Genomic DNA, 12,997 nt, shown 5'->3' with positions numbered 1-12,997 from the left:
GGGAGAAAAACCGTGGCAGACATCAGCCGTACAGCGCTATTCGGGAAACTTACCAGCCTCGCTTATCAGTCCATTGAAAGCGCCACGACCTTCTGTCGCATGCGGGGTAACCCTTACGTTGAGCTGGTGCACTGGTTGCACCAGCTCCTGCAGCAGAATGATTCCGATCTCATTCGCATTGTCCGCCACTTCGAGCTCGACGCCGGGCGCCTTGCCCAGGACATGACCCGGGCACTGGATGCCCTGCCTCGCGGAGCGAGTTCGGTTAGCGATCTGTCGTCCCATGTGGAAGAAGCGGTGGAGCGTGGCTGGGTCTGGTCGACACTGTGTTTCGGCGAGCGCCGCGTGCGCAGTGGCCATCTGGTGGTGGGGCTGCTCAAGACCACGGGCTTGCGCAACGTGCTGCCCAACATCTCCGCCGAGTTCCGCAAGGTGCAGGCCGACACGCTGGTGGACCAGTGGGATGCCATCGTCGGGGACTCCCCGGAGCGGGAACAGGCCGCCGGCGATGCGGGTAGTGCTGGCACGGCTGACGCCGGTGGCGCCGCCGCGCCCGCCGCCATGGGCAAGCAGGAGGCTTTGCAGCGCTTTACCGTCGATCTCACAGAGCAGGCCCGGCAGGGCCGGATCGATCCCATCATTGGCCGGGACGAGGAGATCCGCCAGATGGTGGATATCCTGATGCGTCGTAGGCAGAACAACCCCATCCTCACGGGCGAGGCCGGTGTCGGCAAGACTGCTGTCGTAGAGGGGTTTGCAGTGCGCCTCGCCAAGGGGGATGTGCCGCCACCGCTCAAGGATGTGTCGCTGCGCTCGCTGGATGTGGGTCTGCTGCAGGCGGGGGCCAGCGTGAAGGGCGAGTTCGAGAACCGGCTGCGGCAGGTCATCGAGGAAGTGCAGGGTTCGGAGAAGCCCATCATTCTGTTCATCGACGAAGCCCATACCCTGGTGGGGGCGGGCGGTGCCGCCGGCACCGGTGATGCCGCAAATCTGCTCAAGCCCGCCTTGGCCCGGGGAACCCTGCGCACCATCGGTGCCACCACATGGACCGAGTACAAGAAATACATCGAGAAGGATCCGGCCCTGACCCGCCGTTTCCAGGCCGTGCAGGTGCCCGAACCCAGCGAGGAAAAGGCCGTCGCCATGATGCGTACCCTGGCCTCGGTACTGGAAAAGCATCATCGGGTGCTGGTCAGGGACGAAGCGCTGACGGCGGCAGTACAGCTTTCCCATCGCTATATTCCAGCGCGTCAGCTGCCGGACAAGGCAGTGAGTCTGCTGGATACCGCCTGTGCCCGGGTGGCCATCTCCCAGCATGGCGTCCCCGCCGAGGTGGAAGACTGCCGCCGCCGCATCGAGATGCTGACTACCGAAGCAGAGATCGTCGAGCGGGAGCGGGCGGTGGGGCTGGTCATTCAGGGACGTGCCGAGGAGATCGCCGCCGAACTCGAAAGCGAAAAGGCGCGGCTTGAGGAACTGGAGAACAACTGGCAGCAGGAGAAGGCGCTGGTGGACCAGATCCTGGAGCTTCGGGCGAAGCTCCGCGAGCAGACCGGTTCCGCCGACGCGCCGGCGGAAGTCGCCAGCGAGGCCGAGTCGGCGACAGAGTCCGACAGCACGACTGGGACAGCCGAAGACACGGCAGGCGGCGAGCCGCCCGTTGATGTGGAGGCCGCCCTCAAGCAACTCGACCAGTTGCAGCAGCAGCTGTCCGAACTCCAGGGCGATAGCCCGCTCATTCTGCCCAGCGCCGATGCCCAGGCGGTTGCTTCCGTGGTTGCGGACTGGACAGGTATCCCGGTCGGTCGCATGGTCAAGGACGAGATCGCCAATGTGCTCACCCTGGCGGATCGCCTCGCCGAGCGGGTCAAGGGTCAGGATCATGCGCTGGAGATGATCGCCCGGCGGGTGCAGACATCCCGCGCCAACCTGGACAACCCGTCGAAGCCGGTGGGTGTGTTCATGTTGGCCGGCCCATCAGGTGTCGGCAAGACCGAGACCGCGCTGACCCTTGCGGAGTCGCTCTATGGCGGCGAGCAGAACATCATCACCATCAATATGAGTGAGTTCCAGGAGGCCCATACGGTCTCCACCCTCAAGGGCGCGCCGCCTGGCTATGTCGGCTATGGCGAAGGCGGGGTGCTCACCGAGGCAGTCCGCCGCAGGCCGTATAGCGTGGTACTGCTGGACGAAGTGGAAAAAGCCCACCCCGACGTGCACGAGATCTTCTTCCAGGTCTTCGACAAGGGCGTCATGGAGGACGGCGAGGGGCGCACCATCGACTTCAAGAACACCCTGATCATTCTGACCACCAACGCGGGTACCGAGTTGATCATGCAGGCCTGTGACAGCGGCCGGAAACGGCCCGAGGTGGAAGGCCTGACCCAGGCCTTGCGCGACCCGCTGCTGCAGGTTTTCCCGCCGGCGTTGCTGGGCCGAATCGTCACCATTCCCTACTACCCGCTCAGCGACGAGATGCTGCGCGACATCATTCGCCTGCAGCTCGGTCGGGTGGCTAGTCGGGTGCAGGACAGCCATGGCGTGCCCTTTACCTACGACGACGCCGTACTCGACCTGATTCTGGAGCGCTGCACCGAGCTGGAGAGCGGTGGTCGCATGATCGACGCAATTCTGACGAATTCACTATTGCCGGCCCTGAGCCGTGAGTTTCTCACCCGGTTGGTGGATCATCGACCGGTGGAGCGGGTGCATGTCAGTGTTCAGGATGCGGAGTTCGCTTATGCTTTTGACGCCTGAGCCCCATGCTTGACGCACCCCGGTGGGTGAGAGACCCTTGATCCAGCGAGAAATCCCCACCTTACGGCACAGCGCTGCGAGGGTACTTTACCAACAAGGGTGTTGCGCAAGACATATGGCCAGAGCGCGAATGATCGATGTGGACTACTACAGCTTCCGGCAGTTGCTGAAACAGGCAGCGGACCGGGGCGGGCGCATCGAGAAAAGGGACACAGAGCGCTGGAATGCTTATGTGAAGGAACACAACATCAACGAAACCGGGGCGCGGGCTATTGCCGCCACCCGCTTCGAGTCGCCCACCTCGGTGATCATCAGCCTGGGGGGTGACAGTGATGGGCTTTATGTCTATTCGGATATGGAAGAGGGTTGCCTGAGACTGGTCTACCAGACCTGATCGGGTTGCTCTTGACCCGGCATTCCAGAAAGACCGGGATTGAAGCTCACGATGTCGGCGAGCAGGCCTTGCCCGGCAGAGAGATACAAACGGAGTTGGAGTGAGGCATGCCACTCACCTTGACGGTGATCAATGAAGTGTCGGCGCGGCTTGGCGACAAGGCCACGCAGCGCTGGCTTGAGCGCGGCGGCACGGTAGGACGCGCCGACAACAACGACTGGACCCTGCCTGATCCGAACATGGAGATCTCTCGCTGCCATGCGCGGATCCGGTTTCAGCAGGGTCGCTATTTCCTTGAGGACACCAGCGCCAACGGCATCATGCTGGCCGATGGTGTGACCCGCATCGATCCCGCCGAGCCCTATCCCCTGGACGATGGTGTCGAGTTCCTGATCGGTGACTATCGCATTCGCGCCACCATTGGTGCGCAGGAGCCCCTGCTACCGGAGACAACGCCGCCCCCGGCACCGGACGTTCCGCTGGAGGGCGATGCGGTTGATCCCCTGGAGTTGCTTGGTGGCGCGGTGGAGAAACCGGCGGAAGCGCCTGCGGCGCCAAATCAGTCCTATCTCAACGAGCATTTCGCCCCGCCCAGTTACCGGGAGGAACCTGCGGCGCCGCCACCTCCCGCTGAACCTCCGGCTACGGGAACTCCGTCCAACGGCGAGTCGGCTCCTCTGTTACCCGATGACTGGTGGAAGTCGCCGGCGGACCAGCCTGCGCAGCAGCCCCCCGTAGCTGCGCCTCCGCCCCCACCGACTGAACCATCGCCGCCGCCAATGAGTGCACCGCAGGCACCGGCTGCAGCGGAGCCTCCACCTGCACCCGGACCGCGCCCCACGCCGGGTGGACGGGGCGGATATACGGGTGGCGAGCCAGAGACCCCGGCACCGCCTCCATTCCAGGCGCCGGCGCCAGGCCAGAGCGCGGTCCCGGATCAGGCCAGTGGCGGCGTGCCCGATCAGGCGCTGCGGCAAATGCTGGCCGGCGCCGGGCTCGATCCCGACCAGGTTCCCGCTGACAAGGCCGAGGAACTCGGGCGGATCTTGCGTGTGGCGATCCAGGGCATCATGGATTTGCTGCGGGCGCGCATGGAAGTGAAAAACCAGTTCCGCATGTCGGTGACGTTGATCCAGGCAAGGGAGAACAATCCACTCAAGTTCTCCACCAGTACCGAGGATGCGCTGCATAACCTCATGGTGAAGCACAATCCGGACTACCTGCCCGCGGTTGAGGCGTTCGAGGCCAGTTTCGAGGATCTGCGCGCCCACCAACTGGCGATGCTCTCGGGCATGCGCAGCGGTTTCTTCGAAGTGCTCCGGCAGTTCGACCCGGAACATCTCGAAGCACGGTTTGGCGAAGGCGGGGAGCGGTCCATGCTCGGTCGCATGACAGGTCCGAAGCACTGGGATCAGTACAAGGCCCTGTTCGAGGAATTCAACCGGGACAGCGAAGGCACCTTCAACCGCCTCTTCGGCGAAGCCTTCAGCGAGGCCTACGAAAAACAAATGCAGTCGCTCAAGCAGGGCGGCAAATAGCGGACTCCGCAGGGAGCGTCGCAAGATCCAGTGGAGGGTGAGATGACAGGGTTGCAGAATTCATGGCGGCGGGGCGCGCTCATGTTGGGGCTGTGCTGTGCTGCGCTGGCGATGCTCGCCGCCTGCGCATCCGGCTCAGGTTCCCGCCCCGATGCAGTCGACGGTCGCATACTCGTGGGGCCGGGCCTCAATCCCAATGTGGATGGCCGGCCGTCGCCGGTCTATATCCGTGTCTACCAGTTGCGGGATCGCGATACCTTCATGGACGCTTCGCTCCAGGAGTTGCTCACCCGGGATGTGGACACCCTTGGCGGCGCCCTGCTCAGTCGCGATTCCTTTGAACTGTGTCCGATCGAAATGGAAGACGAGCGCATGCTCGATGGTGGCGTTCGTTGTCAGGGCGAAGAGCGCGAGGTCACCCTCGATATCTATCCGGATGTGCGTTTCCTCGCCGTGATGGCGGAATTCTACGATGTGAACAATCCCGCCACGCAGTGGCGTGCTGTAACGGAGTTGCCCAGGGAGGGTTTCTGGGACTTCATCCGTTCGAACTCCTTCACCATCACGCTGGATCGCTCCAGGGTGGGGGTGAGTTTCGATTAGTTGATGGGCCTGCATGGTCAGCGCCTGGGGGGCATGAATGTCACGGAGCAGTCGCGTGCTGTGGAGCGAGGGCCTGTTCCTCGAGCCGCAGCATTTTCAGCAGCATGATCGGTTTGTCGAAGGCTATGTGTCAGGCCGGCTCGCCGCCCACGGCAATGATGGTTGGGGGTTCCAGGAGCTCGAGCTGGACACCGACCTGCTAGCCATCGGCAAACTGGGCCTTCGCGCCGCCCGGGGCATCTTTCCCGATGGCACGCCCTTCAGCATGCCTGCGGACGATCCACTGCCGGCACCCCTGGAGGTTGGCACGGACACCCGCGATCGCCTTGCTTTTCTCGCACTTCCACTGCAGCGGGAGGGCGCCGTGGAGGTGCTCCGTGAAGGGTCGCCCGCGGGGCTGTATCGTTATCGCGCCGACGATCTGGATGTGCGCGACCGTGTGCTGGACAGCAGTGCCGCTGCGGTTGTCGAGGTGGGTCGGCTGAACGCGCGCCTGGCCCTGGATGGCGATAGCCTCGAAGAGTATGCCTGCATTCCCCTGGCCCGTGTGGTGGAGGCCCGGGCCGATGGACAGCTCGTGCTGGATGATGCCTTCGTGCCTACCGTGGTGCGCTGCCGTGCCGCCACCAGGTTGCATGCCTATCTCAATGAACTGACCGGTTTGCTGCAGCAGCGGGCAGACATGCTGGCCGGTCGCGTCACCGCCAGCGGGCAGGGTGGCGCCGGAGAGATTGCCGACTTCCTCATGCTGCAGATCATCAATCGTCACCTGCCAGTGGCGCTGCATTATGCTGCCGCCACCCATGTGCATCCGGAGACCCTCTACCGCTTCGTCATCGGCCTGGCCGGTGAGCTGGCCACGCTGACGCAGGAAAGCCGTCGCGCACCGGAGATGGCCCCCTACCGTCACGACGAATTGCAGCCGGTCTTCGACGGGATTTTCGAGTCCCTTCGCGCGCAGTTCCGCACTGTCCGGGAATCCCCGGCGGTACCCATACCCCTGGAGGAGGCGGGGGCGCACGGTGTGCGGGTGGCCCGTATTCAGGATCAGTCCCTGCTCAGCAGCGCGAGTTTCGTGCTCTCGGTGGGCGCGGCGGTGTCCACCGAAGACCTGCGCAGTTACTTCCCCGCACAGGCGAAAATCGCGCCGGTTGAACGCATTGCCGAACTAGTCAACAACAACCTTCCTGGCGTGAAACTTGTTCCCATGCCCACAGCACCGCGACAGATTCCGCAGCTCAGTTCCCGGGTGTATTTCGAACTGGATCGCAGCGGCCCGTTATGGAAGGCGCTGTCCGGCTCCGGCGGTCTGGCTGTTCATGTGGCCGGGCAGTATCCGGAGCTGGTCATGGATCTCTGGGCTATTCGTGGAGCCGGGTCATGAGCGACGATCGCACCCCGCCAGGCGGTGGGGACCGCACCATCATTCGCCCCACGCCCGGGGGTCGTGCCGGCGCAGGCCGGCCGCCTCCGGCGGCGCCACCAGCGGCCGCCCCGCCGCCACCCATGGGAGGTGGCGGGCCGCAGCAATCTGCCACCGCAGGGTCGGTACAGGATATCCAGGCCTTTGGAAGCCGGGCCCTGAATCCGCTGGTGGAGGCGGCCATGCCGCTGTTGCTGCTGTGCTGTGGTTTGCGCGGCACCCGTGAACACCCGGATGTCGCCGGCCTGCATGCAGAGGCCGTGCGGCAGGTTCAGCAATTCGAGGCCGTGGCCGCCGAGCGTGGTGTGAGCCAGGAGTCTGCCATTGCCGCCCGCTACGCCCTGTGTACGTTCATCGACGAAGTGGTCATGAACACGCCCTGGGGGGCGGGCAGCCTGTGGCCGGGGCGGTCCCTGCTGCTGACCTTCCATCGCGACAGTGCCGGTGGCGAGAAAGTGTTCCAGATGATCGAGCGCGTGCTGGCGGATCGCGAGCCGCGACGCGATCTGGTCGAGTTCTTCTACGTCTGTCTGGCGTTGGGATTGCAAGGCCAGTACCGGGTGACAGAAGGGGGCCAGGCCAAACTGGCAGAGGTGCGCGAGCGGCTCTACGCCCGCATTCGTGGTTGGCGTGACGCGCCACCGGACGAACTCTCGCCCACCTGGCGAGGCGTGGAAGACCGGCGTAACCGACTGGTTCGCACCGTGCCCGCCTGGGTTTGCATGGTACTGGTTGCCCTGATCGGCAGCGGTGCCTTTTTCGGTTTTCACAGCTCCCTCAATTCCACCGCCGCGCCGCTGTCCGCGCAGCTCAATGAGGTTCGACGAGCGACCTTCGAGTCGCCGGTCGGGCCCGCCGCCATTCGTGGCGTGACGCTGGCGGACCTGGTCGGCGCCGTCGATCCCGACAGAATCGAGGTGGAGAGCCTGGACGGTGGCCGAACACGCATCATCCTGCGCGGCGAGGTGTTCGCCTCCGCCAGCACCGATGTGACAGACGAATTTCGCGGTGTGCTGCGCCGTCTGGGCGAAGCCATACAGCAGGTGCCGGGCAGCGTATTGGTGGAAGGCCACAGTGACGATGTGCCGATTCGCTCTGCGCGTTTCCGCGACAACTATGATCTCTCCCAGCAGCGGGCGGAGAGTGCCGCCGCGATCCTGCGCGAGCCCCTGTCCGATCCGGATCGGGTCGACTACGTGGGTATCGGGGAGGACCGTCCCCGGTTCACACCGGCCAGCGATCCGGCCAACCGGCCGCTGAATCGCCGGATCGAGATTATCCACCGCCCGCAGGGAGGCCGGTCGTGAAGAAAGTTTTCGCAGCAGTCACCCAGCGCTGGTTCCTTGGCCTGCTGGGTATCATCCTGCTCTCGGTTCTCATCTGGTTGTTCGGCCCTTACCTGGCGCTGGGCCCGATGGTGCCGTTCGAAAGCGTGGTCAGCCGTGCCATCACCATCGCGCTGCTTGTCCTGGTCTGGGGTGGTTTGACCTTCCTGCGCTGGCGCCGCTCCCGTCGCGCCGGTGAGCAACTCGGCGCAGCCATCGTGGCCAGCGCCAGCCCCGGCGACGGGCAGAACGACGAGTTACGCCAGCGTTTCGAGGAGGCCATCGGCTTTCTCAAGCAGTCCGGCCAGGGCAAGAATCTGTATCAATTGCCCTGGTACGTCATTGTCGGTCCGCCGGGTTCCGGCAAGACCACGGCGCTGATTCACTCCGGGTTGAATTTCCCCCTGGACCAGAAATATGGCCGGGACGCGCTCCGCGGTGTCGGTGGCACGCGAAACTGCGATTGGTGGTTCACCGACGAGGCCGTTCTGCTCGACACCGCCGGGCGCTATTTCACCCAGGATTCCGACGCCGCCTCCGACGCAGCAGAGTGGAACAGCTTCCTCGATCTGATCTGCAAGTACCGCAAGCGTCGCCCCATTAACGGTGTGCTCGTGACACTGAGCGCGGCTGACCTGCTCACCACGTCCGACGAGGGCCGCCGCCATCACGCTGCCACCGTGCGGAAACGCATCGATGAACTCCAGCGCCAGCTTCAGGTGCAGGTGCCGGTGTATTTCCTGGTCACCAAATGCGATCTCATCGCCGGATTCATCGAGTTCTTCGACGATCTGGGGCACGAGGGCAGGGCGCAGGTCTGGGGCATGACCCGTCCGGAACCAATCGCCGGCGGCAGCCCGGCGCACTGGCTGGCAGAGCAGTATGACGCCCTGCTCACCCGCCTGGATGCCCGATTGCTGGAGCGCATGGACCAGGAGCGCGAACCCCAGCGGCGCGCCCGCTTGTTCGGTTTCCCGCGGCAGATGGCTGGCCTCAAGGACAATCTGATCTCGTTCGTTCGCGATACCTTCGAAGGGTCGGGCTACGATCGCCCGGTGATGTTGCGTGGCCTGTACTTCACCAGCGGCACCCAGGAAGGCACGCCCATCGACCGGATGATGGATAGCATCTCCCGGGCCTACGGCATGCGGGTGTCCGCGGATGTGGGCGGTACGGCAGCCGCCGGGCAGGGCCGCAGCTATTTCATCCATCGCCTGCTCAAGAACGTGGTATTCCCGGAATCCGGGCTGGCCGGTGTGAACTGGCGCCTGGAGGTGGGCCGGGCCGTGGCCCAGAACGTAGCCTACCTGGCGCTGCTGGGTGTGCTCGGGGTGCTGGTGGCCGCCTGGTTCACCAGTTACCAGTACAACCGGGGCTACCTGGCGGACGTTGGCGAGTCACTGAATGTGCATGCCGACATGGCGACACGGCCTGTGCCCGGCGATGCCGGGCTCGGCGACGTGTTGCCAAGGCTCGATGCCCTCAGCGAAGTCGCCGCCGAGGCCGATCGCTACCGTGGCAACGTCCCGTTCCTGATGGGGCTGGGTCTGTATCGCGGCGATGCGGTGGGCGACGCTGCGCGGCAGGCCTACCTTCAGGGCGTGCGCGAGCTGCTGGTGCCGCGGGTGGTTCTGCTGCTGGAACAGCGCGTCGGTTCCGCCAACACCCCGGCCACCGAAGTCTATGCCTATCTCAAGGGCTATCTCATGCTGGCGGACACCTCGCGGCTTGAGCGGGAGGAATTGGACGCCATCGTGCGCGCGGCGCTGCTGAACGAGTTCGCTGATCAGCGCGCCATTGCCCAGTCGCTGGCGGCGCATTTCAGTGCCTATTCGGACAGTGCCCGCTCTTTCCCTGCGGTGGAGGTCGACGAAACCCTGGTCGCCCGGGCACGGTCATCGCTTCAGCAGGCGTCCTTGCCGGCATTGATGCTGCGCCGCCTTGAGGTGGTCTACGACCAGCGTCATCGTGATGCGCTGCGCCTTGATCTGCAGGCGGGGCTCGGCGGCGACATGGTTTTCCGCCGCCGCAGTGGCGTACCCCTGTCAGAGCCGGTGCCGGCGCTCTACACCAGTGCCGGGTTCCAGCGCATCACCGGTGATGTGGGGGGTGCCCTGGTTGAGCAGTTCATGGAAGACCGTTGGGTGTTTGGCGAAGACACCTTACCCAGTGGTCGTACTGCAAGGCTCAATCTCGCCGCCGCCTTCGTCGAGCACTACGAGCTGGCCTATATCCGCTACTGGCAGGAACTGCTTGCCGATCTGGAGCTCTCGCCCCTGTTGGGAGTGGATCAGGCAATTGATCTGCTGGCTGCCATTACCGGGCCTACATCGCCGTTGCGGCGGCTCATGAGCACCGTGGACGCGCAGACCCACTTCCCGGAGCCCGAGGACGACGAGGCGCAGCCCGGCGGTCGTATCGGTGCTCTGCTCGGGCTGGTGGATCAGGTGAGAAGTGACGATGGCGGGCCGCGACCCGGCGCGCGCATCAACGACCATTTCCAGCAGTTCCATCAATACGTGGCGTCGGACAACGGTGCGGCCCCGCTGGACGGACTGATCGCCTTGCTGGATCAGCTCTATGACGAATTGAGCGCCTTTGGCAGCGGATTCGGCGATCAGGATGCCATGACCCTGCTGGGACGCGACGGAGGCGATACCCTGCGTCGCCTGCGCACCGAAGCGGCGCGCACGCCAGCCCCCTTCGACGGCTGGCTGGAGGCTCTGGCAGGTTCTGGTCAGGAGGTTGCCTTGCGCAACCTGCGTAATCAGATCAATCAGCGCTATCGCAGTGCCGTCCTGCCCGTGTGTGAAGAGCTGACCAGCGGCCGCTACCCCTTCGATGCCGGCAGTTCGCGGGATATCGCGCCCAGCGATTTCGCCCGGCTGTTCGGTCCCGGCGGTGTCATCGAGGAATTCTTCAACGAGAATCTGGCAAGCCTGGTGGACACCTCCGGCGGCCGCTGGCAGTGGCGCAGTGGTCAGGCGTCTGCCCTTGGGATTCCCCGCTCGGTGCTGGATCAGTTCCAGCGGGCCCGCCTGATCCAGGAGCTGTTCTTTGGTGGAGCCAACGGCCCCGCCACCAGCTTCGAGCTGACACCCCGTTATCTGGACGCCCGGGCGCGGCAGTTCCAGCTCTCCATGGGTGAGCAATCCCTGGTCTATCGCCATGGCCCACCATTGGCGGAGCGCTTTGCCTGGGCAGGGCAGGGTGCAAGCACCACCGTGGCGTTCGAGGATCGGGGCGGGCAGCGGCCCAACGTCGGCTACAGCGGTGGCTGGTCCTGGTTGCGCGCCATCGAGGCTGCAGAGCCTGCCGCGGAGTCCGATACCGCCTATCTCGCCAATTTCAATGTTGGTGGCTACTCGGCGCGGGTCTCCGTGGAGTTCGACTCCTCGCGTAATCCGCTGCGTAATGCCGAGTGGCGTCGCTTCCGTTGCGTCGGGAGCCTCTAGCTCATGGCTGCCGGCCAGGCCATGGGGTTTCACGGCAAATTACCTGGTCGGGGCGATTTCGTGCGGCGCCGGGTCAGCGGAGACTTTCTGGAGCGCTGGGATCCCTGGCTTGAGCGGTGCATTCACGCATCCCGCCGCGCGCTGGGCGATGCCTGGCTTGATGCCTATCTGACCAGCCCGATCTGGCGGTTTGCGCTGGGGCGTGGCACTTGCGGTGGCGCCTGCACCGGCGTGCTCATGCCCAGCGTGGATGCCGTCGGTCGATACTATCCCCTGACCCTGGTGCGTCCCCTGCCGGGGGGCAGCACATTGCTCACCTTGCCGGTGGAAGACTCGGACTGGTTCGAGACGGTGGAACAACTTGCGTTGTCCGCACTGGAGGGAGGTGATGACTTTGATCTGGGTCTTTTCGATCAGTCCGTCCATGATATCGGCCGCAAGCTCGCGCCCAGAGTGACCGAGGAGACTTCGCGTCTGCTGGATCCCTTGCGCGGTCCGGTGCGGTTTCGCCTGCAGAATCTGTCCGATGTCATGCCTGCGCTGTTGACGGCGCAGCAGGCCCTCGCCAGCGGCGATCAGGGCTTCAGCCTGTGGTGGACAGAAGGCTCGGAGCGTATTGCACCCTGCCTGTTCATGCTCGGCGGCCTGCCACAGCCGGAACAGTTTGCCGCCATGATCGACGGCGAATGGCACCGCCATGGCTGGGATTCCCGCACTGTGCGCTGGCAAGCGGCAACATCGTCGGCGATGGACCAGGCCGAGTTGGTCGAGGTGCCTCTCAACCTGCGCTCCGCCGCCCAGACCCACGTGGGCAAGGTGCGGCAGATCAACGAGGATGCCTGGCTGGATCGGCCGGATCTCGGTCTGTGGGCGGTGGCGGACGGGGTCGGCGGACATGACGCGGGTGATGTCGCCAGCCGCGCTGTGGTCGACAGCCTGCAGCAGGTCCGTACCGGTGGCGAACTGCAGGAGCGGCTCGCTGCCGCCCGGGAAATGCTGCGACTGACCAATGAACATCTTGCCTGCGCGGCGTCGCGACCGGACAAACCCGTGCGCAGCGCCAGCACCGTCGTGGCACTGTTTGCCGGGGGTCATGAGTGTGCCTGGCTTTGGGCCGGGGATAGCCGGCTTTACCGTTTGCGGGGTGGCGAGCTGACACGCTGCACGCGAGATCACAGCCTGGTGCAGGACATGGTGGATCGAGGCGAACTGCAGGAGGCGCAGGCCGCAGGACATCCCCAGGCCAATGTGATCACCCGGGCCGTGGGCGCGGCAGCCAGCCTTGAGCTGGAGCACCGCTACTCCGACCTGCAGCCCGGTGACCGGTATCTGCTCTGCTCTGATGGCATCCATGGGGCGATCGAGGAGACAGTCATCGCCCGCGCTTTGCGCGCTGAGTCTCCTCAAGGTGCGGTGGATGCCCTGACCGCAGCTGTTCTCGGTGGACCGGCCAAGGACAACTGCACGGCGGTTGCGGTGTTCTGTGATTGACGTCAGCTCGT

Annotated in this window: 8 protein-coding genes; all 8 read left to right on the top strand. The window is 64.7% G+C overall.

Annotated features, from left to right (window positions below; translation table 11 throughout):
* Positions 1-12 precede the first annotated feature (12 nt).
* Positions 13-2,757, top strand: coding sequence for a type VI secretion system ATPase TssH (gene tssH / locus J2T57_RS05095; protein ID WP_253475244.1), 2,745 nt, complete (start codon positions 13-15; stop codon positions 2,755-2,757).
* Between the two features lie 130 nt (positions 2,758-2,887).
* Entirely contained in the window at positions 2,888-3,151 is a 264-nt protein-coding gene (locus J2T57_RS05090; protein ID WP_253475241.1) for a hypothetical protein, read from the top strand.
* A gap of 107 nt (positions 3,152-3,258) precedes the next feature.
* Positions 3,259-4,689, top strand: coding sequence for a type VI secretion system-associated FHA domain protein TagH (gene tagH, locus J2T57_RS05085; RefSeq protein ID WP_253475239.1), 1,431 nt, complete (start codon positions 3,259-3,261; stop codon positions 4,687-4,689).
* Positions 4,690-4,731: 42 nt separating this feature from the next.
* The gene (gene tssJ / locus J2T57_RS05080) at positions 4,732-5,292 is read left to right on the top strand and encodes a type VI secretion system lipoprotein TssJ (protein WP_253475237.1); all 561 of its coding nucleotides are present in this window, start codon (positions 4,732-4,734) and stop codon (positions 5,290-5,292) included.
* A gap of 37 nt (positions 5,293-5,329) precedes the next feature.
* Positions 5,330-6,676 (top strand): type VI secretion system baseplate subunit TssK, encoded by a 1,347-nt coding sequence (gene tssK, locus J2T57_RS05075; RefSeq protein ID WP_253475235.1) that lies wholly within the window; start codon positions 5,330-5,332, stop codon positions 6,674-6,676.
* Positions 6,673-8,022, top strand: coding sequence for a type IVB secretion system protein IcmH/DotU (gene icmH, locus J2T57_RS05070; protein WP_253475233.1), 1,350 nt, complete (start codon positions 6,673-6,675; stop codon positions 8,020-8,022). Before tssK ends, icmH begins: the two co-directional genes overlap by 4 nt.
* Positions 8,019-11,495, top strand: coding sequence for a type VI secretion system membrane subunit TssM (gene tssM / locus J2T57_RS05065; RefSeq protein ID WP_253475231.1), 3,477 nt, complete (start codon positions 8,019-8,021; stop codon positions 11,493-11,495). Before icmH ends, tssM begins: the two co-directional genes overlap by 4 nt.
* 3 nt (positions 11,496-11,498) lie before the next feature.
* Positions 11,499-12,986, top strand: a complete 1,488-nt coding sequence (gene tagF / locus J2T57_RS05060; RefSeq protein ID WP_253475229.1) for a type VI secretion system-associated protein TagF — start codon at positions 11,499-11,501, stop codon at positions 12,984-12,986.
* Positions 12,987-12,997 lie beyond the last annotated feature (11 nt).

Source organism: Natronocella acetinitrilica, from assembly GCF_024170285.1.
GTDB classification, from domain to species: Bacteria; Pseudomonadota; Gammaproteobacteria; order Nitrococcales; family Aquisalimonadaceae; genus Natronocella; species Natronocella acetinitrilica.
The sequence above is the reverse complement of the archived record's forward strand: the minus strand, read 5'-3'. Positions and strand labels throughout refer to the sequence as shown.

Excerpts from the sequence above, each read along its gene's own strand:
- J2T57_RS05090 (WP_253475241.1), top strand. The coding sequence starts at position 2,888 with ATGATCGATGTGGACTACTACAGCTTCCGGCAGTTGCTGAAACAGGCA.
- icmH (WP_253475233.1), top strand. The coding sequence starts at position 6,673 with ATGAGCGACGATCGCACCCCGCCAGGCGGTGGGGACCGCACCATCATT.
- tssJ (WP_253475237.1), top strand. The coding sequence starts at position 4,732 with ATGACAGGGTTGCAGAATTCATGGCGGCGGGGCGCGCTCATGTTGGGG.
- tagH (WP_253475239.1), top strand. The coding sequence starts at position 3,259 with ATGCCACTCACCTTGACGGTGATCAATGAAGTGTCGGCGCGGCTTGGC.
- tagF (WP_253475229.1), top strand. The coding sequence starts at position 11,499 with ATGGCTGCCGGCCAGGCCATGGGGTTTCACGGCAAATTACCTGGTCGG.
- tssK (WP_253475235.1), top strand. The coding sequence starts at position 5,330 with ATGTCACGGAGCAGTCGCGTGCTGTGGAGCGAGGGCCTGTTCCTCGAG.